This is a genomic window from Pantoea sp. BRR-3P, from assembly GCF_039621635.1.
Taxonomy (GTDB): domain Bacteria; phylum Pseudomonadota; class Gammaproteobacteria; order Enterobacterales; family Enterobacteriaceae; genus Pantoea; species Pantoea floridensis.
In genome coordinates, this window is record NZ_CP155066.1 from 1,677,837 (window position 1) to 1,699,641 (window position 21,805).

Consider the following 21,805-nt stretch of genomic DNA (forward strand, 5'->3'; position numbering starts at 1 on the left):
ATACACAGAATTGCCCTCTGCGGCGCGGGAATTGGCCTTAGCCAGCCTTGAAGGCATGCAGGCGGTTCATCGCCTTAATCTTGTCTTCTTTTAGCCACAGTTCGGTGCAGCGCACCGCTTCGTCTACCGCATCGTCAATCAACTTTTGTTCGCTGGCGGGCGGCTTGCCTAGCACGAAACCGGTGACTTTATTGCGATCGCCAGGATGGCCGATGCCGACGCGCAAACGGTGAAAATTATTGTTATTGCCTAGTTTGCTGATGATGTCTTTGAGGCCGTTGTGACCGCCGTGGCCGCCGCCTTGTTTGAACTTTGCCACGCCCGGAGGTAAATCCAGTTCATCGTGCGCCACCAGAATCTCTTCCGGCGCTATGCGATAAAAGGTCGCCATCGCTGCCACCGCTTTACCGCTGAGGTTCATAAAGGTGGTCGGCACCAGCAGGCGCACATCTTCACCCGCTAAAGATAAGCGTGCGGTGTAGCCATAGAATTTAGGCTCATCCTTTAATGACTGATTGTTACGACTCGCTAGCAAATCTACATACCAGGCACCCGCATTATGGCGCGTTGCGGCGTATTCAACGCCGGGATTGGCCAGCCCCACAATCAGTTTAATGCTGCTCACGTTGTTTATCCTGTCTTGCTGCGGAAAGGGCGATAGTTTACTGCCTGTCGGTGCGAATCACAAAGTGCACCAATAACCGGTAATGACGCCCAGTGACTAATCAATTTCTATCGAAATCAAGGTGCTGGCAGTAAAGTTTCGTCAAAGGTTGTGAAGGAACTGTGATCCTGTACGCAACTTAAGCGGCAGCTATTGCCTAAGCTTATGGCTAATTAACCATACGTGCTGTTTTGCTTTTATAAGGATGGAGGTGAATCATGAAACGTCAACAATGCCGCGTAGTAGGTAATAGCTTGATGTGTTTGGGTTTACTGACGATGGTTCTTGGCGTCGGGTATTCCATTATTAACCAGCTTCCTTCACTCAATCTGCCGCAATTTCTGGCACATGGTGCCATGTTCAGCATCTTTGTCGGCGCCTTACTTTGGCTGGTGGGTGCGCGCGTCAGCGGACGTGAAAGAGTAGAAGATCGTTACTTTTGGTTGCGTCATTACGGCGACAAACGCTGCCGTCGCAATCACTCTTCACATTAAGTCATTACTGATTCTCTAAGCGGCCGTTCCTGAACGCGATATCGTTCAATGCAATTACGGCCGCTGGCTTTAGCGCGATATAACGCTTCATCAGCCAGCGCCAGTAAAGCGGGAAAAGGCTGACCAGGCTGAAGAGCGGTAGCAAAACCGATACTCACGGTATAACGGACGTCGTTAGGCTGTGATATCTGTGTCGCTAACCGGATACGCTCACAAATCAGCTGTGCTTGATCTTCATTACCAGGCAATATCGCTGCAAACTCCTCACCGCCCAGACGGGCAAAATGACCACCCTCCGGCAACACAGACTGCACCACCTGACAAAAATCTATCAGGACCTGGTCACCTTGTTGATGGCCATAGCGGTCATTAATAGTTTTAAAATGGTCCAAATCGAACAGTATTGCGCTGTAAATAAACGGTTGTGATGGGCGTGAGCTGCGCAGCACCACTTTATCCGCTTGTTCAAATAAGGCGCGACGGTTCCACACGCTGGTGAGAGGATCGTGCATTGAAGCCAGTTTGTGTGCCACCTGAGCGCGCTCGTTGACCATCGCCAGAATCGTAAAGGTCAGGCCGATGACAAACAAAATCGATTCCAGAATGACGTAAACCGAGAAACTTGACCCCCCAATGGCACCATGTACCGGCGAAGCCACTGCATCATCAAGGAAGATGCGCGTCACGTGAAACAGTAAATGAACCCACAGTAGAAACTGCGCTGGCCAGAAGGTGACGGTGAGGGATGCGCGTACGCGCCACAGCAAGCGAATCAGCGCGCCAGTAAAGATAATGCACAGCAGGCAAACCACCAGAACACGCTTTGGTTGGCTGTCATAGAATTCGGGGAATAAACATAAAGTGGCCCATAGTAAACCGCCGCCCATCCAACTCATTCCGATAGGTTTTCCGCAGAAAATGCGAAAAGCGTTAAGCAGATTGCCATAGGCAAAGAGCAGCATTACATTGCCGATGACCACCGGTAGAAAATGGAATCCGGCACTGCGCATGCTGCTGAGAAATACCGCCGCTAACGTTAAAACCAAGGCCAGCGTGGTGCAACCCAATACGCGATCATATTGCCCGCCAACCCAGGCAAAGATCAAAATGATACTTAAAAACCCCAGCACATAGAGCTCACAAACAAACAGCGTGTAGATGTCGAGAGGCATAGTGGTCGGAGCTCTTAGTAAAAGTGTCGAGAAAAATACCATTAATCATTGGACCACTAAAGTGCGGCAATAGGTGTGGGATAAAAAGAGTGGATGGCAGCGAGAATAGCGGGTTTTAACGGAATTTATCGCGGAAATATCAGCAGGGAAAGCGGCTTAATCGGTGAGTAACAACATATGGACTGACAAAGAAAAACCGGGCACGAAGCCCGGTTACATGCGATGAATTAATGCTCAAACATCGCAGAGATAGATTCTTCGTTACTGATGCGACGAATCGCTTCGGCCAACATGCCAGACAACGTTAAAGTACGCACGTTTGGCAGAGATTTCATCTCTTCGGACAACGGAATGGTATCGCAGACAATCACTTGATCAATGACAGACTTACGCAGATTTTCCACCGCATTGCCTGAGAAGATTGGGTGAGTGGCGTAAGCAAACACACGTTTAGCGCCGCGCTCTTTCAATGCTTCAGCCGCTTTGCACAGCGTACCGCCGGTGTCGATCATATCGTCGACCAGTACGCAGTCACGACCTGCAACGTCGCCAATGATGTGCATCACCTGGGAAACGTTCGCACGCGGGCGGCGTTTGTCGATGATAGCCATATCGGTATCGTTGAGCAGTTTGGCGATAGCGCGCGCACGCACTACGCCACCAATGTCTGGGGAAACAACGATTGGGTTTTCCAAACCAATCTGCAGCATATCTTCCAGCAGAATTGGGCTACCAAATACGTTATCGACCGGGACATCAAAGAAGCCCTGAATCTGTTCAGCATGCAGGTCAACGGTGAGAACACGGTCAACGCCCACGCTAGAGAGGAAATCGGCAACCACTTTGGCGGTGATAGGAACACGAGCAGAACGCACACGGCGATCCTGACGCGCATAGCCAAAGTAAGGAATAACAGCAGTAATACGACCAGCAGAAGCCCGACGCAATGCGTCGACCATCACAACCAGCTCCATCAGATTATCGTTGGTGGGGGCACAGGTGGACTGGATGATGAAAATATCACCACCGCGTACATTTTCGTTGATCTGTACACTTACTTCACCATCACTGAAACGGCCAACAGCGGCGTCTCCGAGGCTAGTGTAAAGGCGGTTGGCAATGCGTTGTGCTAGTTCCGGGGTGGCGTTACCAGCAAATAGCTTCATATCAGGCACGAGAAGAACCTCAGGCTTGGCGTCCAGAGAATGAACGGCTCTAGAGTAACCGGCGAATACCAAAGAGCATGTTCATACGGGTGTGTTAATGCGCAACGTGCAGTATCTGGAACGTGTGACACCGTCACGTAAACGCTTATAGCCCAGAAAGTGTGCGCTGCAACGGCGAGATATTAAGCCCGCGCGCCACAAATCCGCAAATCCATTTCGGGGCAAGCTCCAGCACCTGACGTGCGGCGGACTCGGTGTCAAATTCAGCAAACACACAAGCTCCGGTCCCAGTCAGGCGCGACGGCGCGTATTCTAGCAGCCAGGAAAGCAGCTCATCAACCTTACGAAAACGTTTTCTTGCCACAGTCTCACAATCATTGTGAAAAGGCCGCTGTAATAGTTCATCTAATGTGCGGATTGGCGAATCGCGCGTCAAATCGGGATCGCGGAACAGATCGGGGGTAGCGATACTGACGCCTGGATGCGCCACCAGATACCATTTTTCTGCAGGGGCGGCTGGCTGCAACTGTTCGCCGACGCCTTCAGCAAAGGCCGCGTGACCGCGCACAAACACCGGCACATCGGCACCCAACTTGATGCCAATCGTTGCGAGTTCATCATCGCTGAGAGCGGTTTGCCATAGATGATTGAGAGCGACGAGCACCGTAGCGGCATCCGATGAGCCGCCGCCAAGACCGCCACCCATCGGCAACACTTTCTTCAGCGCAATCGTTGCACCGGCCAACGCGGGTAATGTGCCCCGCGCGGCGGCACATTGCTTTAACGCCAGCGCGGCCCGCACAATCAGGTTTTCTTCATCCGGCACGCCGTCCAGCGGCGTCAGGAGCGTAATCTTATCGCTGCTATCAGGGATGATCTCCAGCGTGTCGCCGTAATCAAGAAACTGAAACAGGGTTTGCAGATTGTGGTAGCCGTCAGGGCGACGGCCGGTAATGTACAGAAACAGATTCAGTTTTGCTGGCGCCGGCCACGTGGTGATCATTTTGTGGTCCAGCTATCCATGCGCAGTTTGATACGCTGACCGCCTTCGGTTAGCTCCAGATTCGCCGGCAGCGGCGGGTTAATTTTGCTGTCGTAATCGGAGATATTCACTTTCCACTGCTGTCCATTGCGGCTGTAATTCAGGCTTTGCAGCTGATAGTTACTATTCAGCTGATAATCGCTCGCATCGCCCGGGAGGCCCATCATCCACTGACGCAGGTTGGCGAGCGGGATATCCATACCGGTAAGCTGTGAAATCATCTTCTCAGCATCGTTGCTCACGTAGCGCTTGCCTTTGTTATCCACGATCTGTACCACCGATCCTTGCGCATCAAGCTGCAATTCAGTGCTGCCCAGCGGGTTGGTCAGCAACAAGCGATAGCGATCGGCGGCGGTTTGCTGCCAGTTAAAGCGCGCATAAACTTTTTGCTTGTCGGAGAGGTAAGCGAACGCGCCGCGCGTCTGATACTGACTAATTTTTGCGACGGCCTGCTGGTGCTGTTGCCATTGCGGTGACGTGGTGCTTGGGCCCGGACCTTGTGGTTTGTTAATGGTACATGCAGCCAGTAACACGCTGGCAAGGGGTAAAAGGCGCAGTAACTTGCGCGGGGGCAAATGCATCACGTGGTCATCTCCTCAGACACGTTTTTACTTCGTAACCGATAACGCTAACCATCCACGGGTAAGCCGTCAATGCTGTTGTAGCGATAATTGCGCACGTTCAGTTTAATCTTATTACAGTCATAGGCTTTGTATGGCTTTTCTTGACCTGTGGCATCTTGTAGAATGCGCTGCACAAAACCCTGACAATTATTGGGATATCCCAACCCGAATCACATGACGCTGCTTGCACTCGGAATCAACCACAAAACTGCACCTGTTGCGCTGCGCGAACGCGTTGCGTTTACACCTGACTCGCTGGAACTGGCGCTGAATAGCCTGCTGTCCCAGCCGATGGTGCAGAGCGGTGTGGTCCTTTCGACCTGCAACCGTACCGAACTCTACCTCAGCGTAGAGCAACAAGCGGATCTGCAAGAAAAACTGGTGCAGTGGCTGTGTGATTATCACGATTTGCGCGAAGAGGATGTGCGTAACAGCCTTTACTGGCATCAGGATAACGCGGCGGTCAGCCACCTGATGCGCGTTGCCAGCGGACTGGACTCACTGGTGTTGGGTGAACCACAAATTCTCGGTCAGGTGAAAAAAGCCTTTGTGGATTCATCACGCGACCACGCGCTGAGCAGTGAACTGGAGCGGATGTTCCAGAAAACCTTCTCGGTGGCTAAGCGTGTCCGCACTGAAACCGAAATCGGTGCCAGCGCGGTGTCCGTTGCCTTTGCTGCTTGTTCACTGGCACGGCAAATCTTTGAATCCCTGAGCACCGTCAACGTGCTATTGGTGGGTGCCGGCGAAACAATTGAGCTGGTGGCGCGTCATCTGCGCGAACATAGCGTTAAAAAGCTGATGATTGCCAACCGCACCCGCGAGCGCGCTCAGCTGCTGGCCGATGAAGTCGGCGCGGAAGTGATTGGCCTGGGCGATATCGAAACCCGCCTGGCCGACGCCGACATTATTATCTCTTCCACCTCCAGCCCGCTGCCGATTATTGGTAAAGGGATGGTGGAACGCGCGCTGAAAGCGCGTCGCAATCAGCCGATGCTGCTGGTTGATATCGCCGTCCCGCGCGATGTCGAGCCGGAGGTGGGCAAGTTGGCCAATGCCTACTTATATAGCGTTGACGATCTGCAAGCCATCATCGAGCAGAACATGGCGCAGCGCAAAGCGGCCGCCGTGCAGGCTGAAAGCATTGTGGTGCAGGAGAGCGGCGAATTCATGGCTTGGCTGCGCGCGCAAAGTGCGGTTGAGACTATTCGTGAATACCGCACCCAGGCTGACGAAGTGCGTGCTGAACTGCATGAACGCGCGTTAATGGCGTTGCGTCAGGGCGCCGATGCCGAAAAAGTCCTGCAAGAACTGGCCCACAAGTTGACCAACCGTTTAATCCATGCACCAACCAAATCACTGCAGCAGGCCGCGCGCGACGGCGACAGCGAACGCCTGCAGATCTTACGTGACAGCCTCGGTTTAGAGTAATCTGGTCAGTCACGACCTATCACTGGGATACCCGCTATTACATGAAGAGCTCTATTGTTGCCAAGCTGGAAGCGCTCCAGGAACGCCATGAGGAAGTGGAAGCGTTACTGGGCGATGCCGGCGTGATTGCCGATCAGGATCGTTTCCGTGCGTTATCACGCGAATATGCCCAGCTTAGCGACGTCACCCGTTGTTTCCGTGAATGGCAGCAGGTGCAGGAAGATGTTGAAACTGCCGAAATGCTGTTGGAAGACCCGGAAATGCGCGAGATGGCGCAGGAAGAATTGAAAGCGTCGCGTGAGAAGCGCGAGGAATTAGAACAACAGCTGCAAGTGCTGCTGCTGCCGAAAGATCCCGACGATGAACGCTCGTGCTTTGTCGAAGTGCGTGCCGGCACCGGCGGTGATGAAGCGGCCATTTTCGCTGGCGATCTATTCCGCATGTACAGCCGTTACGCGGAAGCGCGTCGCTGGCAGGTGGAGATCATCAGCGCCAACGAAGGCGAACACGGCGGCTATAAAGAAGTCATCGCCCGCATCAGCGGCGACGGCGCTTATGGCCGCTTTAAGTTTGAATCGGGTGGCCACCGCGTGCAGCGTGTGCCGGAAACCGAATCGCAGGGCCGCATTCACACCTCGGCGTGTACCGTCGCGGTGATGCCGGAGCTGCCAGAAGCTGAGATGCCGGAGATTAACGCGGGCGATTTGAAAATCGACACCTTCCGTTCTTCCGGTGCGGGTGGTCAGCACGTTAACACCACCGATTCCGCCATCCGTATCACCCACTTGCCAACCGGCATTGTGGTGGAGTGCCAGGATGAGCGCTCACAGCACAAAAATAAAGCCAAAGCGTTGGCGGTGCTGGGCGCACGTATTCATGCCGCCGAAACCGCCAAGCGTAATGCCGCTGAGGCCTCCACGCGCCGTAACCTGCTCGGCAGCGGCGACCGTTCCGATCGCAACCGCACCTATAATTTCCCGCAGGGGCGTGTCACCGATCACCGCATCAACCTGACTGTTTATCGTCTCGACGAGGTGATGGAAGGCAAACTTGATGCTTTGATCGAGCCGATTGTGCAGGAGTATCAAGCCGATCAGCTCGCTGCCTTGGCTGGACAGGATTGATGAATGTCCGTCGCTGGCTACAGCAAGCGGTGGTAGCGCTCTGCGGCGGTGATAGCCCAAAGCGCGATGCCGAAATTTTGCTGGGCTTCGTGACGGGCAAATCCCGCAGCTGGCTGGTGGCATTTGATGATGCGGAACTTGATGAACGGCAGCAGCAACAGCTCAAGGCGTTGCTGGCAAGGCGCGTTAACGGTGAACCGATTGCGCATCTGGTGGGCGAGCGTGAGTTCTGGTCGCTGCCGTTACGCGTCAGTGATGCCACGCTGATTCCACGTCCGGATACCGAAGTGTTGGTGGAGCAGGCGCTGGCGCATCTGCCAGCAACGGCAACGTCACTGCTGGATTTGGGCACCGGAACCGGAGCCATCGCGCTGGCCTTAGCCAGCGAGCGACCACAGTGCCAGGTTATCGGCTGCGATCGTATTCCTGCCGCGGTGGAACTGGCGCAAGACAACGCGCAGCGTCTGCATATCAACAACGCGCACTTCATGCTTAGCCACTGGTTTAGCGATCTTCCTGCCCAACGCTTTGACCTGATTGTCAGCAATCCTCCGTATATTGATGCCGCCGATGAACATCTGCAGCAGGGCGATGTGCGCTTTGAGCCGCTCAGCGCGCTGGTGGCGGACGATCAGGGCCTGGCCGATTTACGCTTCATTATTCACACCGCGCCGCAATGGTTGCAGCCTGGTGGCTGGCTGTTGTTGGAACACGGTTGGCAGCAGGGCGCGGCCGTACGCGCGATGATGATGCAGCACAATTACCAGATGGTAAGCACCGTTGACGATTACGGCGGGAATCCGCGCGTCACTTTGGGACAATTTTTCAATTAAGGAACGACGATGGCGAGCTGGTATCCCCTGATCAAACATTTCCATTTACTGACTGTAGCCTTAACGATCAGCCTGTTTCTGCTCCGTTTCTATTGGCAGTGCACCGGTTCAGGCATGCTGCAGCGCCGCTGGGTGCGCATTGCGCCGCATATTAACGACACCTTTTTACTGATAAGCGGCGCGCTGTTAGTGATGATTACTCACTTTTATCCGTTCACACCGCAAGGAAGCTGGCTGACGGAGAAGCTGTTAGCGGTTATTATCTACATCGCCTTAGGTTCCGTGGCATTGAGCCGTCGCCCACGTAAAATGGGGACACGTTGGATCGCCTGTCTGGTTGCAATCGTTGCCTTGTTGATTGTGATTAAGCTGGCGATGACCAAAATGCCGTTATTGGGGATTGTATGACCTCGCCAGAGCAACTTGATTACAGTAAAACGCCGTTAAGTGAAGCGGTGATTGGTGCCACATGCGCCATACGCAATGATTTTTCCGCGCCATCCGTGCAGCAGCAGCTGGCCGCGCTGGTCGAGGAAGCCCGAGCGTTTATCAGCAGTGAAAAAGATGCCGATCTGCAGCTCGAGAAGCTGTTAGAACTGTTTTATCGTCAGTGGGGATTTGGTGGTGCCAGCGGCGTCTACAACCTTTCGGATGCGCTGTGGATCGACAAAGTGCTTTCGAGCCGCCAGGGTACTGCGGTTTCGCTCGGCGTGATTCTGCTGCATATCGCCGATGAGCTAGAGTTACCGCTCATGCCGGTCATTTTCCCTACGCAGCTGATTTTGCGTGCGGACTGGTTAGACGGCGAGATGTGGCTAATTAATCCGTTCAATGGCGAAACGCTGGATACGCATACGTTAGAAGTATGGCTTAAGGGCAATATTAGCCCAACCGCTAAGCTGTACAATGATGATCTCGACGAAGCGAAAACGATCAACGTCATGCGCAAAATGCTTGATACGTTGAAATCGGCGCTGATGGAAGAGAAGCAGATGGAACTGGCGTTGAACGTAAGCCAGGTGCTGCTGCAGATCGATCCCGACGATCCCTATGAGATCCGCGATCGCGGCTTGATATACGCGCAGTTAGAGTGTGAACACATCGCGCTGACCGATTTGACCTATTTTGTTGAACAGTGTCCTGAAGACCCGGTTAGCGAAATGATTAAAGTGCAGATTCACGCCATCGAACAGAAGCAGGTGACGCTGCACTAAGCCTCAGAAGATATAAGGAAAGGTCATGACACAGAAAGTAGTGAGTATTGGCGATATCAAGGTCGCAAACGATCTGCCATTCGTTCTCTTCGGCGGCATGAACGTGCTGGAATCGCGCGATCTCGCCATGCGCATCTGCGAACATTACGTTAAGGTCACCGACAAACTCGGCATCCCTTACGTATTCAAAGCCTCTTTTGATAAAGCTAACCGTTCATCCATCAAATCCTATCGCGGTCCGGGTTTGGAAGAGGGGATGAAAATTTTTCAGGAGCTGAAGCAGGCTTTCGGCGTGAAAATTATCACCGACGTACATGAAGCTTCCCAGGCGCAGCCTGTAGCGGACGTGGTTGATGTGATTCAACTGCCCGCCTTCCTCGCCCGTCAGACCGATCTGGTGGAAGCCATGGCGAAAACGGGCGCCGTGATTAACGTGAAGAAGCCGCAGTTTGTCAGCCCAGGCCAGATGGGTAATATCTATGACAAGTTTGTGGAAGGCGGCAACGATCAGGTCATTCTTTGCGATCGCGGCAGCAACTTCGGTTACGACAATCTGGTGGTCGACATGCTCGGCTTCAACGTAATGAAGAATGTCACCAAAAATAGCCCGGTGATCTTCGACGTTACCCACGCGCTGCAAACGCGCGATCCGTTCGGTGCTGCATCTGGCGGTCGTCGTGCGCAGGTGGCTGAACTGGCGCGTGCCGGTATGGCGGTTGGCATTGCTGGCCTGTTTATCGAAGCGCACCCGGAACCGAACAGCGCCAAGTGTGATGGTCCTTCCGCGCTGCCGCTGGACAAGCTGGAGCCATTCCTGGTGCAGATGAAAGCGATTGACGATCTGGTGAAGGGCTTCCCAGAGCTGGACACCAGCAACTGATTGTTTCAGATGTAAAAAAGGCGCCGATGGCGCCTTTTTTATTGCCTGGTTGCCATGAATGGCAACCCTACGGTTTACAGCATAATCGTCAACAAATAGCCGGCAAACAGCGCCAGATGTGCAGCACCATTCAGTACGTTGGTACGGCCAGTTGAGAACGAAATATGGCACAGAATCAGCACGGCACTCATGATCACCATCTGCGGCGGCTCAAGACCAAACACCAATTGCTGATCGGTCAAGGTTGCGATGATGGTGACGGCGGGCACGGTTAATGAAATCGTTGCCAGCACTGAACCAAAGAACAGATTCATCGCGCGCTGTACCTGATTCATCAACACCGCTTTAATTGCACCTAATCCTTCTGGCGACAGAATCAACAGCGCCACCAGGAAACCGGTGAACTGCTTCGGCGCGTTCAGCTCTGTCAGCAGGCTTTCCAGTGGATTGGCATTCATCTTGGTGACGCTAATTACCGCGATCAGATGCACGACAAGCCACGCGGTGTGCCATAGCGAACTGTGCGCGGAGGGTTTGCCATGATGCGGATCGTCGCCATCATCTTCATGCTCATAAACGAAGAGACTCTGATGCGTTTTGGTCTGAATCAACAGGAACACGCCATACATGGCGGCCGATATTGCGGCAATAATCAGCGCTTGTGCGGTGGAGAAGTTGCCACCCGGTAATGCATTGGGAAATACCAGCACCAGAATCGCCAGCGGGAAAATGGCGATCATGTACTGCTTAACCCCCGCCAGATTGACGTACTGGGTGGCAAATTTACGGCCACCCAGCAGCAGGGCAAAACCAACTAAACCGGCGGTGACGATCATGATGATGGAGTAGAGCGTATCGCGCATCAACGCGGGGGCGGCATCGCCTGTCGCCATTAGCGCGGAGATAAGGCTTACCTCCAGAATGACCACGGAAAGGCTGAGAATCAGCGAGCCATAAGGTTCACCTAAACGGTGGGCCAATACATCCGCATGACGTACAACGCTAAAGGCGCTGCTCAGAATGGCGACTAGCGCCAGTAGGTTGATGCCGATAACCGGCAGTAGCGCTGTCTGGTTGCCAAAAAAACTCAGCACAGCCAGCGCAGCAACGGGGAAAATCAGTGAGTACTCGGTGTGGCGGGTTTTCTCATGTCCAGGCATTTACCATCCTCTCCGGGAAAAAGTACAAAGCAGGCAATCATTGCCTGATAAATATAATGAGTTTTCTGACGCAACGCAGTGTAACTTTTCATCAGCCAGGCTGCTGCGATTTTACGCGACTTTACCAAAGGCGTTTCTTATACATAACAGGGAGAAAAGTCAGATTATCACCGGATTAATGCATATATTCATTACGTTGGAATAGTATTTTGCTAAGTTTCAATGGTGGTTAAAGCCATTAATAAGTACTTATGATGTACTTTATAGCGGTTTAAATCTTTTTTTACGCTCCTGCCAGCAAAAGTAACGATTTGCGTTTTATCACAGATGTTCCAGGCTTAGGTTTTAGTGTGAAACAGGAGGAAATATGCCTTATTCATCTAACCGTGAGTTGCCCGACAGTGTGCGCCATGTGTTGCCGAGTCACGCACAAACCATCTATCAGAAAGCCTTCAACAGCGCCTGGGATCAATATAAAGATCCTGACGACAGACGTGGCGACGAATCTCGCGAAGAGGTTGCCCACAAAGTTGCCTGGTCAGCCGTTAAACAAGAGTATGCCAAAGGTGATGATGATAAGTGGCACCCTAAAAACTAGTCTGTGAAGCGGGTCATTTTGGCCCGCATTCCTGCTTTTCCCCGCGCTATTCAAGTTTCTCGCCAGGCAGCCGATGCTATTTACAGAGAATTTCCCCTTTGTGATCGGGGTCAATGTTGAATTTTTTGTTAAAAATGAATTAATGTCTTCTCTTAAGCCGACGTAATAGGCGTCGACGTTAAGACATCAGTTTTAAGATGCTGCACCGGCGAGATGTTTGCATAGTAGAGGAGACCGTAGTGTTAACCCGGGAATTTTTATTAAAAGCAGATTGCAAAACATCATTTGGTGATATTGACGAGGCGCTACTGTGGAGCTGTGAACAGCGTGCGGCATCGCTGGCGGCAACGCTTGCGTGTCGTCCTGACCAGAGTCCAGTGTGGATCTTTGGCTATGGCTCGCTGATGTGGAACCCCATTTTTGAAGCGGAAGAAGTGGCGTCTGGCCGGCTGGAAGGTTGGCACCGCGCCTTTTGTCTACGTCTGATTGCGGGTCGCGGTACGGTCACGGCGCCGGGACGCATGCTGGCACTGAAAGAGGGCGGGATGACCAGCGGTCTGGCGTTTCGTTTGCCAGAATCGCGATTGCATGATGAGCTCGAACTGCTGTGGAAGCGTGAAATGATTACCGGCTGCTATCTGCCAACCTGGTGCGAACTGGCGCTGGAGGATGGACGTAACGTCACCGCGCTGGTCTTCATTATGGATCCTCGCCATCCACTGTACGAGACCGATTCATGTCGTCGCACTATTGCGCCACTGATCGCGCAGGCCAGCGGCCCGTTGGGCACCAACGCACAGTATCTCTATGCACTGGAGCAGGAGCTGGGCAAGCGTGGCATGCAAGAAGAGGCACTGACGCGGCTGGCGGCTGAAGTTAGGGCGCTGCAGAACCAGAATACAGCAGCGCGCTAACCTCGTTACTGCGCAGGATTGATCAGCCAGGTTCCCGGCTTGTCGATGGTCAAGGATTGACTGTGCACCTGGCTACCATTATGCACTTCAATGCGATAACTCCCGGCGGCCAGATTCAGCGAGGCAAAACCGCTACTGGATGGTTTCACATCCTTCGCCTCACCATTTAGCATCACGTTTTCACCCGCCTGTAAACGCAGATAAACCGTCGCCATGGTTGGCGCGCTGCTCGCCACCGCTTTATTTTCGGCGACAGCAGGCGTGGCAGGTGAGGTTGTGGCAGCCACTGGCGGCGTTTCGCTGTGATGATTGGTTTTCCACACCACGCCGATAACGGCTAACACGGCAATGACCGCGGCAGCGACTAAACCTGGGGACAAACGGCGTACGTTGCGCGGCGTTAAGGGTTCAACGGCGGCAGCGCCGTGATTCACCGCCAGCACCTGAGGCTCTGGTGGGGCGGCTAATGGCTCAACGGGCGGGATCGGCTCAGCAGCGACCGGAAGCGTTGTCGACAGAGACTCAACATCGCTGACCGGTAAATCAATCAGGTTGGCAAACGCATCAATGCTTTGTGGACGATCTTTCGGCTTCATCGCCAATGCGCAGTCAATCGCATGCAGCAGCGGCAGAGAATAGCCTTCTGGTTTGCGTTCAACCAGGGGCTGATAGTTGTCCTCAATGCAGCGCACCACGCTGACCGGCGGCGCATGACCGGTGATCAGGTTGTGCAATACCGCACCCAGCGCATAAATATCCGTCCAGGGACCTTGCTCGATTTCACCCTCTTCGCTGTACTGCTCAATCGGGGCAAAGCCTGGCTTCAGCATGATCTCGGTTTCGTCAGAAAGGTTACCAATCTCTTTGCGCGCTGATCCGAAATCAAGCAATACCGGCAGCTGGTTCTCCTGAATCTGGATGTTATCCAGTGAGATATCGCGATGCAGATAACCGCCAGCATGAATGGTGTCAATAGCGCCAAATAGCGGCGGCAACAGGCGACGGATCCAGCCTTCATCAATGCTGTCCGGGCTGGTGATTTGCCACTCTTTTAACGTCATCCCGCTGTAATACAGCGTCCCCATATAGGCGGTGCCGTTCTGTTCCCAGAAACGGAGTACGTGAAGCAAACCGGGATGATTGAAGCGTGCCAGCAGCCGCGCCTCCTGAATAAAGCTGTTACGCCCGGCCGTAAATAATTTGTGGAATCGCTCCCCGCGAAGTTCCAGCGACATGTCTGCCGCGCGCACCGCCAGTGATACCGGCATGTACTCTTTAATGGCGATGGTGCGCTCCAGCTGATGATCCCAGGCACGGTAAACAATGCCAAAGCCGCCGCCGCCAATCACTTCCTTGATTTCAAATTCATTAAACCGGTAGCCCGCAGGAAGGGCGTTGGGTGTATGGTTTTCGTTTGCCGACATAGTGAACTCTCTGAACACGTCCTGTAGCGCCCCGTCAGGTGACTGACGGCAGGCAACGACCGCTAATTAATTAATGTTACGCCAGGCACCAATCGCCGGATCGGCGAGATCCGCATGCAGGGTGTCAATCAGTAACACAGTCACTTTTTGCTGTGGCATAAATTGCGGCAACCAAACGCCGCGTAACGTTTCAACCCGCTTTTTCAGCACATCGCTATCCTGATCGGCGGTTTTATCCATTTTCACTAACAGCGTGCCGGTGAAGCGCCATACGTGTTGTTGCGCATCAAAGGGCAGCACGAGCCAGCTATCATCGGCATCCGGACGCGTAACAATCATGCGTTGGTTATTTACCGAAACAACTTCCAGCGGCGGGCCGCTTAATTTCAGGTCAGCAATCGGATAGCCTTGAGTGAAGTTCAACGCCACCGTGCGCGCTTTACCTCCGCTCATTAAGGTCATTTCACTCGGACCTTCCAGCCACCCTTCCGTCGAGCAGTGTTGTTGTGGATTATCGGGAATAAAGAGCGACTCGCCTTTGTCATCCCACCAGGTGCGGAAGTGGCAACCGCCTGGCAACGCAAAGTGCTGCAGCGGCGTGCTATCGGCCGGACGCGACAGATCGAGCGGTGCAGCGTTGCTGCTGGTTGCGCTGGCTGTGGCATCGTTTATTACAATTGGACGCCAGTTCTGTAATTTGGCTGCGCTGCCATTCGCTAGTACGCTGCCGTCTTTATTGGTCATTTGCCAGGGAAGCTCATCCAGCAGGCCGCATTGATTTGCCAGCAGCGTACCGACGCGCGGCAAGAAGCTGGTCAGAATGCTGGAGTCGGTGCTTTTGCCCGAGACAATTCGCAGCGGCAGCGTCTCTTTACACCAGTCGTTCGGTGCCTTACTTGCCACGTCATCAATGTAGACTTCCAATGACAGGCTTGGTGAATACACCACGCGATAATCTTCTGCCTGCGCATTAAAGGCCAGCAACAGCGTTGCGAAGCCCGTCAACCACACTTTCATAAGAATCCTTGCATCAATAACGTGACGGCAGAAAACGTGCCGCATCAGCCTGGGAGTAAAGCAGCGTCGCTTCCTGCGGTTCGCCAATCCAGACTGCCAAAGCACTGAGATTGTCGCTTTTTACACTGCGGTTAACGGCTTGTTCCATCAAAGTCAGCCACTCTTCGCAAGCATTTACCATGCGCAGTGCAAGTTCCATTTCGTGGGTGGTGAGATTGAGCCAGAATCCGTCGCTGCAGACGAGAAACGCGTCGCCATCGGTGAGCGAAATCACTTCGCTAAACGTGGCCGGACGCGCCGGTTCAACACCGAGCGCATTATAGAGTAAATTACTGTTAATGCCGGTATTTTCATAGCCTGCTTCACGTAACTGCTGGGCCAGGCTGTGGTCACGCGTCACTTGATTTAGCACCCCATGACGGAAGTGATAAACCCGGCTATCACCCGCGTGCGCCCACCATGCGAGCTGTTTTTCGCGGTCGATAAACAGGGCGGCGAGGGTGGTGCTCATGCGTGAAAAATTCGGATTGTTTCCCTGTGCCTCAATCAACACCTGCTGGCAGTGTTCTATCGCCGCGCGCGTGCTGTCTGGCGTGAAGCTCGCGCTGCGCTGCAGCTGCTTCAGCAGGGTATCGCGCACCAGCTGCGCCGCCATATCACCGCCAGGCAAGCCGGCAACACCGTCACACACCAGAAAACAGGCTCTGCTATCGTCCAGCTCGACGCCGGTACGATCCTGATTCTCGTCGCGCATGCCTTGCTGGCAACGACTGGCAAACATCATCTTCATGCGTCTTCGGTCCGCGTTTGGGAATCTTTATATTGATTCACTTCCATATCGTAGGCATGCAAGAAGGCTTCCCCGAATAGCGTGTGGAAGTCATCTTCGATCTCGCCTGCGGTACGCTGGTAGTGGCGTGAGAAATAGTCCCACAACGCTGCTTTACGCCCGCCGCTTAACGCCAGCTTCGGCAACACACCATCTTTGCGCGCTTCTTCTTCCAGACGCTGAGGATTAAACGATTGCAGCATCGCGGCGATAATGGCCCTGATACCGGCAATCATGCCGAGCTGATGCGCCTGTAAATCCACCAACGCATCGCGCACCGCCGGTTCTGGCGGCATAAAGCCAGGCATCTGGCTTTGATACATCTGCATCAGAACGGTTTTGCCCGAAGGCAGGATTTTGAAAGGATTATTGGCTTCGTTAAGGATCATCGTCATATCTGCTTTCACCCCGCGCTTCAGAATCGAGCGCGAGGAGAGCAGGGCAACGGTACCTTGCGAAAACAGGCTCAGCATGCGGCCGGTAACCCGCATTTGCTCCTCGGTAATCGTGGTCTGGTGACCGTTGTTCAGCCCCATACCTTCCAGCAGCGCAGCAATCAGCTTGTCCTGGCTGGCACCGGGCAACACATTGGGTAACGTGGGGACATCGCTTTGCGGATCGATAGCCAGGCGGGGATCGTTACGGCGCTCGCTACGTGCTGCCGGTTCGGGAATGACTTCCGGCTGCTGCAACATGCCGAGCGGGTCGTCAGCGTTATCGGTAAAGAAAGCCAGCGGGTCGTCCTGCTTACTCGCATTAAGCGTGTTGGGATCGCGAACTTCAAGCTGGTACTCACCAATTTGCAGCGTATCACCATCCTGCAACGCGACTTGTGTACCGCGTTGCAGCGCGACGCCATTCAGCACCACCGACGTGACGCTTCCCTGGTTGGTTAAACGGCATTCCCCCTCAGGAGAAAGGTGCACCAGTGCCTGCAGACGTGATATCGCCCGCGATTCGTCTGGCAGCACCAGGTCGTTATCCTGGCTACGGCCGATGGTGCCGCCGGGCGGTTTGAACGCAACCGTTTTTGCCGGCACATCCGTATTGCACTGCACAATGGTAAATTGCATGAGTCATCCCGTTAATAAGGCAAACGCGGCGGCCTATTCAAACATGGGTGGATAGAGGCCGTTGCGGCCCGGCTGTGCACCAGACGCCGGGTTAAACAATAACGAAAACAGTTGCGCAGTCAGCGGACCACTATGCTTGTGTGTGGCATGACTAAAACCGTCACTGCGATTACTCCACCAGTAGCTCATGTGCTGCTGCGGATCAAATTTGTCGGCCACTTCACGCCAGCTTAACGTGCAGGGCAGATCGGCAAAACCAATCACATCCATGATGTCGCTGCGCTGCGTATCCGGCACCATCAGCGGCGACAGCTGCTGCATTTTCTGCTCTAAAGCATCGGGATTGAGCCGATCGCGCACTGCGCTCATCAGCAGCGCTCCCAATTCCTGAAACCAGTCGCCGGACATCGCCAGCTGCGAGCTGTGCCAGTGACTGAGAGGGAAGCTGCGCAGAGCTAACAGCGGCCATGCGCGTCCTACACGATCGCTGGAGGGCAACAAACAGCCCATCTGTACCTGCTGACGCAGAGGGGAAAGCGGCAGAACAAAGTTCCATACCGGCGCGCGTAGAAATTGTGCCGTGCTGGCCTCAGGTTGTTGATGCCAGTGCACCAAACCCTGCTGAAACCAGTGGCTCCAGGGCGTCACGGTATTTTCACTGAGACGTTGGCGCAAAAAATCGCCGGTTGCCGGTAGTTTGCCATACCAGCCTGGCGCAGTGTGTTTCGGCATCGTTACCTCACCATTACTCACTGTGTCTGGTCAATCGCTGCGAAACGACGCGCGGCGTGATCGCCAGCGTATTGCTGCTTTCACCGGCATTTTTCAGATTCTCCGCAAGTTTGCGCATCATTAGAGCGTTATCACGCGCATAAGGCGAAGACTGTATTTGCTGATCCAGCAGCTGACTGAGATGCCAGTCGAGCTGCTGCAGATCGCGCGCGCTCACCTCGTTAGGCAATGACCGCTGCAGATTTTGCATCAGCCAGCCACGCAGAAATTCACCGTCATAATTACGTGGCTGATACAACATCTGATAGGCACGCAGCGCATTACGACTGTATTCGTTATCGTTACCCGGGTCGTCACGCAGCAGATTGGTGATTTGCTGTGCTACGCGGGGCAACAGTAAAGACTTAAGTGCATTTTGATAAAGCACCCAGGCCGCATCGCTCACCTGGGTGCCGCGATAAAGGCCAACGCGCATGGTAAGCGGTGGATTGTCGAGGGAAAAGCGCTCAGACAACGGCAGTTTTACCAGGTTATTTAAGAAGGGTAGCAGATCAAAAATATTATCGGCGGGCTGATGAATCACCTGCTGGCTTTGAACCGTAATCGGACCGATGCGCTCAGCCACCTGATCTAAATAATGCTGATTCTGAATGTAACTGGTCAGCCACAAACAGGAGAGCAATAGCAGAGCGCCCGTCAGCACACCATAGCCAATCCAGTGGAACAGGCGATTACGATATTCCCAACGGCGATTGCTGCCGGCAAGGCCACTTTCACGAAATACCAGATCGCTGAGTAAATCGCGAATAAAGAAACTTTGTCCTTTATTGCCGGGAATCGGGCTGCTGCGATTGACGCTATCCCAGGCCGCCAGGCTGCTCTCACCGGTATGGGGCAGCTGTAACTTGCGATTCAGCTCACCCATGATGCGATCAAAGGGTAAACCCTCCTGCGTCCCGCTGGTAAAGAAGAGGCCGCGCGGTGACCAGGCTATCGGCTCCTGATGGCTGGAAAAAACCACGTCGAGATACTCATTCAGCAGGGGACGCAGCGAACTGAACTCTTGCGGGAACAGGAAGCTGTCGGCACGCTGCGTGAGATCGCGTTCACTGGCCATCACGTCTGCCAGCTGGTGCTGCAAACGCTGCTCTAAATGCTGATATTGCTGGCCGAAGCTGCGATGCCAATCCTCTTTATGCGGCTTACCGGGTTCCCAGGGAAAGGTAAAACCCCAGATAGCATCGCGCTGCGGCTTGCTCTGATTGCCATAGAAACTCATAAACCCTTTCAGCAGATCGGTTTTGGTCACCATCACGTAAACGGGAAAATGAATGCCGGTATGCTGATGTAACTCCGCCATGCGCTCACGCAGTGCGCTGGCCTGGGCATGACGTGCTTCAGCCGAGTCGGTGAGCAGGTCAGAGACGCTGATGGTCATGATCACGCCGTTGATCGGCTGACGGGTACGATAGCGCTTCAGTAGATTGATAAAGCTCTGCCACTCAGCGCCATCGCGGGCACGCTGGCTCTCCTGTAAGGCGTAACGCCCTGCGGTATCGATCAGCACTGCGCTATCGGTAAACCACCAGTCACAATGGCGCGTGCCGCCAACGCCGCGAATGGCGGCCTTGCCGAGACTGTCGGTGAGCGGGAATTCAAGCCCGGCGTTCAGTAAAGCAGTGGTTTTACCGGCACCCGGTGCGCCAATCATGACGTACCAGGGGAGCTGATACAGGTAATGGCTTTGAAAGCGTGCCAGCCAGCTCTGCTGATGACGGCGACCAAACTGGGTGCGTTTCAAACGCAGTGCAGCTTCACTAAAGCGCTGGGCCAGCAGCGTGTCCGTCGCCTGACGATCGGACAACTCTTCATGGCTCATCTGCTGCAGGCGATTAAGCAATTTACTATTGAACCAGCCGCGCCACAGCGCAGGAATAAACTGGAAGAGCAGCCAGAGCAAGAACAGCATTCCTACCGCCAGCTGGCGCGGAAGTACCGGCTCAAGCGGGCGCGTATCGCCCCAGCTCCACAGCGGTCCAAGCATCCACAGCACGCAACTCAGCGCCGTGACGCCAATCAGGCTCCACAGCAGGCGATGGGTTAACAGATGTTGCAGTGACGCGCGCATCATTGGCCTCCCTGATGATTGCCGAGTGTTTCCGGAGTGGCAAACAGGGTAATTTCAACCCGACGATTACGGGCACGATTTTCATTACTGTCGTTGGGCAGCAGCGGATTGCTGTCACCACGTCCTTCCGCTTTCACGCTGTGACCTTCGGCTAATTGTGGATTAAGCAGCTGTGTGATCGCGCGCGCGCGGGCAAAAGAGAATTCATAGCTTGAGGCGAAGCGGCCATCCACCGGACTATTATCGGTGTACACCGACACCAGCACCGTGCCCTTGACGGTTTTCATGGCGCTGGCAACGTGTGCTAGCAGGGCACGACCGACCTGATTCACGACGGTGCCATCGCTGGCGAACAGCTTGTCAGCGGGGATGATCACTTTGCTGCCAAAAGCACCGTCGCTGACTTCCAGTTGGCCCGCGGCAATGACATCATTCAGACGTTGATGCAAATCGAGCAGGGCTTGGGGTGAGGTGGGACGTCGTCCCGGCGTGATTTGCGGCAGTGGCGTTTGATAAATGTTACGTAGCAAGGGTTCAGCCGCATTACCCAGCCGCCAGTTAAGCCCGCTATAAATCAGGCTGGCAATCAGCGCGGCTAAGGTAATGCAGGCCCAGAGCGGCACCATCGGGCGGGTTAATGTACTCACCAGTGGATGCACTTCCACTAAGGGCACGGCGGGCTCGGCACTGGATGGGCGATTTTCAGCAATTAATTGCGCCAACCGTTTGCGGATGGCTTCACACTGTGCCCGGCCACTTTCACTGCCGCGATAACGGCCTTCATAACCAAGTAGCAGGCAATAGTGGATCACTTCCAGCAGCCACACATGCTGCTGCGGACTTTGTGACACGCGCGATAGCAGCTGGAACACCTTTTCTCCGCCCCAGCTTTCATTATGAAAGGTCACTAACATGCCATTGCCAGACCATACGCCGCGCGTGCCCCAGGGCGTTTGCGCTGCTGCTTCGTCCAGCACGCTGCACAAACAGTAACGCGCGCCAATAATCATCTCAAACGGCAAGCCTGCTTGCTTACAGCGTTGTTCAAATTGACGGATCTCTTCAATCAGCAACTGACGCAGACCAGCAGGATCGTCATGCGTGGCGGCCTGCCGTATACGGACGACGGCATTCAGGATCGGTGCTGCGGCATTAAGCAAAAGGTTATCATTGCCCGCGACAATGCCATCGCGAGCAAAAGAATCCTGAGTCATTAAATCTCGGTTATCCAGGCAAGGGCGAAAATCACAGCCCGCAGAATGTAAACATCTGCGGGCATTGTGCGCC

22 protein-coding genes are annotated in these 21,805 nt (G+C 54.1%); 9 read left to right on the forward strand and 13 right to left on the reverse strand.

Annotated features, from left to right (window positions below):
• Nucleotides 1-37: 37 nt before the first annotated feature.
• Nucleotides 38-625 carry an aminoacyl-tRNA hydrolase gene (gene pth / locus AAGR08_RS07715; RefSeq protein WP_345829394.1) on the reverse strand — a complete coding sequence of 196 codons (588 nt, stop codon included), beginning with the start codon at nucleotides 623-625 and terminating at the stop codon, nucleotides 38-40.
• 257 nt (nucleotides 626-882) lie between these two features.
• Here pth and ychH point away from each other — a divergent pair, with 257 nt between their 5' ends.
• Entirely contained in the window at nucleotides 883-1,158 is a 276-nt protein-coding gene (gene ychH, locus AAGR08_RS07720) for a stress-induced protein YchH (protein WP_097097024.1), read from the forward strand.
• Here ychH and AAGR08_RS07725 read toward each other — a convergent pair.
• From AAGR08_RS07725 to lolB, 4 genes are all read right to left on the reverse strand, one after another.
• Nucleotides 1,155-2,330, reverse strand: a complete 1,176-nt coding sequence (locus tag AAGR08_RS07725; RefSeq protein ID WP_345829396.1) for a GGDEF domain-containing protein — start codon at nucleotides 2,328-2,330, stop codon at nucleotides 1,155-1,157. The two genes, ychH and AAGR08_RS07725, sit on opposite strands and share 4 nt — an antisense overlap.
• Before the next feature lie 227 nt (nucleotides 2,331-2,557).
• On the reverse strand, nucleotides 2,558-3,505 hold the full coding sequence (prs, locus tag AAGR08_RS07730; protein WP_006118899.1) for a ribose-phosphate diphosphokinase: 948 nt from the start codon (nucleotides 3,503-3,505) through the stop codon (nucleotides 2,558-2,560).
• A gap of 136 nt (nucleotides 3,506-3,641) precedes the next feature.
• Nucleotides 3,642-4,499, reverse strand: coding sequence for a 4-(cytidine 5'-diphospho)-2-C-methyl-D-erythritol kinase (ispE, locus tag AAGR08_RS07735; protein ID WP_345829428.1), 858 nt, complete (start codon nucleotides 4,497-4,499; stop codon nucleotides 3,642-3,644).
• A complete protein-coding gene (gene lolB, locus AAGR08_RS07740; protein ID WP_097097027.1) occupies nucleotides 4,496-5,119 on the reverse strand; it encodes a lipoprotein insertase outer membrane protein LolB in 624 nt (207 codons plus the stop codon). The genes ispE and lolB overlap by 4 nt, the downstream gene beginning before the upstream one ends.
• A 216-nt stretch (nucleotides 5,120-5,335) precedes the next feature.
• Between lolB and hemA the strand changes: the two genes are divergently transcribed.
• Genes hemA through kdsA form a run of 6 tightly spaced genes read left to right on the forward strand, consistent with a single transcriptional unit; the run spans nucleotide 5,336 to nucleotide 10,643 of the window.
• The gene (gene hemA, locus AAGR08_RS07745; RefSeq protein WP_345829430.1) at nucleotides 5,336-6,592 is read left to right on the forward strand and encodes a glutamyl-tRNA reductase; all 1,257 of its coding nucleotides are present in this window, start codon (nucleotides 5,336-5,338) and stop codon (nucleotides 6,590-6,592) included.
• 41 nt (nucleotides 6,593-6,633) lie between these two features.
• The gene (prfA, locus tag AAGR08_RS07750) at nucleotides 6,634-7,716 is read left to right on the forward strand and encodes a peptide chain release factor 1 (protein WP_345829432.1); all 1,083 of its coding nucleotides are present in this window, start codon (nucleotides 6,634-6,636) and stop codon (nucleotides 7,714-7,716) included.
• The gene (gene prmC / locus AAGR08_RS07755; RefSeq protein WP_345829434.1) at nucleotides 7,716-8,549 is read left to right on the forward strand and encodes a peptide chain release factor N(5)-glutamine methyltransferase; all 834 of its coding nucleotides are present in this window, start codon (nucleotides 7,716-7,718) and stop codon (nucleotides 8,547-8,549) included. Before prfA ends, prmC begins: the two co-directional genes overlap by 1 nt.
• Before the next feature lie 9 nt (nucleotides 8,550-8,558).
• Entirely contained in the window at nucleotides 8,559-8,957 is a 399-nt protein-coding gene (locus tag AAGR08_RS07760) for a SirB2 family protein (RefSeq protein WP_097097031.1), read from the forward strand.
• Nucleotides 8,954-9,763, forward strand: a complete 810-nt coding sequence (sirB1, locus tag AAGR08_RS07765) for an invasion regulator SirB1 (protein WP_097097032.1) — start codon at nucleotides 8,954-8,956, stop codon at nucleotides 9,761-9,763. Before AAGR08_RS07760 ends, sirB1 begins: the two co-directional genes overlap by 4 nt.
• A gap of 25 nt (nucleotides 9,764-9,788) precedes the next feature.
• Nucleotides 9,789-10,643: a 3-deoxy-8-phosphooctulonate synthase gene (gene kdsA / locus AAGR08_RS07770; RefSeq protein WP_097097033.1), complete on the forward strand. Its 855-nt coding sequence runs from the start codon at nucleotides 9,789-9,791 to the stop codon at nucleotides 10,641-10,643.
• A gap of 74 nt (nucleotides 10,644-10,717) precedes the next feature.
• On the opposite strand, the gene chaA is transcribed toward kdsA, so the two are convergent.
• Entirely contained in the window at nucleotides 10,718-11,803 is a 1,086-nt protein-coding gene (gene chaA, locus AAGR08_RS07775; protein ID WP_345829436.1) for a sodium-potassium/proton antiporter ChaA, read from the reverse strand.
• A gap of 367 nt (nucleotides 11,804-12,170) precedes the next feature.
• Here chaA and chaB point away from each other — a divergent pair, with 367 nt between their 5' ends.
• A complete protein-coding gene (gene chaB / locus AAGR08_RS07780; RefSeq protein WP_097097035.1) occupies nucleotides 12,171-12,401 on the forward strand; it encodes a putative cation transport regulator ChaB in 231 nt (76 codons plus the stop codon).
• A 239-nt stretch (nucleotides 12,402-12,640) separates the two neighbouring features.
• Complete coding sequence (locus tag AAGR08_RS07785; protein WP_176519168.1) at nucleotides 12,641-13,315, forward strand: gamma-glutamylcyclotransferase; 675 nt, start codon at nucleotides 12,641-12,643, stop codon at nucleotides 13,313-13,315.
• A 5-nt stretch (nucleotides 13,316-13,320) separates the two neighbouring features.
• On the opposite strand, the gene AAGR08_RS07790 is transcribed toward AAGR08_RS07785, so the two are convergent.
• The 7 genes from AAGR08_RS07790 to icmH all read right to left on the reverse strand — a co-directional run bounded on the left by AAGR08_RS07790 (nucleotide 13,321) and on the right by icmH (nucleotide 21,732).
• On the reverse strand, nucleotides 13,321-14,739 hold the full coding sequence (locus AAGR08_RS07790; protein WP_345829438.1) for a serine/threonine-protein kinase: 1,419 nt from the start codon (nucleotides 14,737-14,739) through the stop codon (nucleotides 13,321-13,323).
• Nucleotides 14,740-14,805: 66 nt separating this feature from the next.
• Nucleotides 14,806-15,756, reverse strand: a complete 951-nt coding sequence (locus AAGR08_RS07795; protein WP_345829439.1) for a hypothetical protein — start codon at nucleotides 15,754-15,756, stop codon at nucleotides 14,806-14,808.
• A gap of 13 nt (nucleotides 15,757-15,769) precedes the next feature.
• A complete protein-coding gene (locus AAGR08_RS07800; protein ID WP_097097039.1) occupies nucleotides 15,770-16,546 on the reverse strand; it encodes a PP2C family serine/threonine-protein phosphatase in 777 nt (258 codons plus the stop codon).
• On the reverse strand, nucleotides 16,543-17,658 hold the full coding sequence (tagH, locus tag AAGR08_RS07805; RefSeq protein ID WP_345829440.1) for a type VI secretion system-associated FHA domain protein TagH: 1,116 nt from the start codon (nucleotides 17,656-17,658) through the stop codon (nucleotides 16,543-16,545). The genes AAGR08_RS07800 and tagH overlap by 4 nt, the downstream gene beginning before the upstream one ends.
• A gap of 33 nt (nucleotides 17,659-17,691) precedes the next feature.
• Nucleotides 17,692-18,390, reverse strand: a complete 699-nt coding sequence (gene tagF / locus AAGR08_RS07810; RefSeq protein ID WP_345829441.1) for a type VI secretion system-associated protein TagF — start codon at nucleotides 18,388-18,390, stop codon at nucleotides 17,692-17,694.
• 13 nt (nucleotides 18,391-18,403) lie between these two features.
• A complete protein-coding gene (gene tssM, locus AAGR08_RS07815; RefSeq protein WP_097097697.1) occupies nucleotides 18,404-20,518 on the reverse strand; it encodes a type VI secretion system membrane subunit TssM in 2,115 nt (704 codons plus the stop codon).
• The gene (gene icmH / locus AAGR08_RS07820) at nucleotides 20,518-21,732 is read right to left on the reverse strand and encodes a type IVB secretion system protein IcmH/DotU (RefSeq protein WP_097097042.1); all 1,215 of its coding nucleotides are present in this window, start codon (nucleotides 21,730-21,732) and stop codon (nucleotides 20,518-20,520) included. The genes tssM and icmH overlap by 1 nt, the downstream gene beginning before the upstream one ends.
• Nucleotides 21,733-21,805 lie beyond the last annotated feature (73 nt).

Excerpts from the sequence above, each read along its gene's own strand:
- icmH (WP_097097042.1), bottom strand. The coding sequence starts at position 21,732 with ATGACTCAGGATTCTTTTGCTCGCGATGGCATTGTCGCGGGCAATGAT.
- AAGR08_RS07795 (WP_345829439.1), bottom strand. The coding sequence starts at position 15,756 with ATGAAAGTGTGGTTGACGGGCTTCGCAACGCTGTTGCTGGCCTTTAAT.
- tagH (WP_345829440.1), bottom strand. The coding sequence starts at position 17,658 with ATGCAATTTACCATTGTGCAGTGCAATACGGATGTGCCGGCAAAAACG.
- chaA (WP_345829436.1), bottom strand. The coding sequence starts at position 11,803 with ATGCCTGGACATGAGAAAACCCGCCACACCGAGTACTCACTGATTTTC.
- tssM (WP_097097697.1), bottom strand. The coding sequence starts at position 20,518 with ATGCGCGCGTCACTGCAACATCTGTTAACCCATCGCCTGCTGTGGAGC.
- AAGR08_RS07760 (WP_097097031.1), top strand. The coding sequence starts at position 8,559 with ATGGCGAGCTGGTATCCCCTGATCAAACATTTCCATTTACTGACTGTA.
- tagF (WP_345829441.1), bottom strand. The coding sequence starts at position 18,390 with ATGCCGAAACACACTGCGCCAGGCTGGTATGGCAAACTACCGGCAACC.
- ispE (WP_345829428.1), bottom strand. The coding sequence starts at position 4,499 with ATGATCACCACGTGGCCGGCGCCAGCAAAACTGAATCTGTTTCTGTAC.
- AAGR08_RS07790 (WP_345829438.1), bottom strand. The coding sequence starts at position 14,739 with ATGTCGGCAAACGAAAACCATACACCCAACGCCCTTCCTGCGGGCTAC.
- kdsA (WP_097097033.1), top strand. The coding sequence starts at position 9,789 with ATGACACAGAAAGTAGTGAGTATTGGCGATATCAAGGTCGCAAACGAT.
- lolB (WP_097097027.1), bottom strand. The coding sequence starts at position 5,119 with ATGCATTTGCCCCCGCGCAAGTTACTGCGCCTTTTACCCCTTGCCAGC.
- ychH (WP_097097024.1), top strand. The coding sequence starts at position 883 with ATGAAACGTCAACAATGCCGCGTAGTAGGTAATAGCTTGATGTGTTTG.
- AAGR08_RS07800 (WP_097097039.1), bottom strand. The coding sequence starts at position 16,546 with ATGAAGATGATGTTTGCCAGTCGTTGCCAGCAAGGCATGCGCGACGAG.
- sirB1 (WP_097097032.1), top strand. The coding sequence starts at position 8,954 with ATGACCTCGCCAGAGCAACTTGATTACAGTAAAACGCCGTTAAGTGAA.
- prfA (WP_345829432.1), top strand. The coding sequence starts at position 6,634 with ATGAAGAGCTCTATTGTTGCCAAGCTGGAAGCGCTCCAGGAACGCCAT.
- AAGR08_RS07725 (WP_345829396.1), bottom strand. The coding sequence starts at position 2,330 with ATGCCTCTCGACATCTACACGCTGTTTGTTTGTGAGCTCTATGTGCTG.
- hemA (WP_345829430.1), top strand. The coding sequence starts at position 5,336 with ATGACGCTGCTTGCACTCGGAATCAACCACAAAACTGCACCTGTTGCG.
- prmC (WP_345829434.1), top strand. The coding sequence starts at position 7,716 with ATGAATGTCCGTCGCTGGCTACAGCAAGCGGTGGTAGCGCTCTGCGGC.
- chaB (WP_097097035.1), top strand. The coding sequence starts at position 12,171 with ATGCCTTATTCATCTAACCGTGAGTTGCCCGACAGTGTGCGCCATGTG.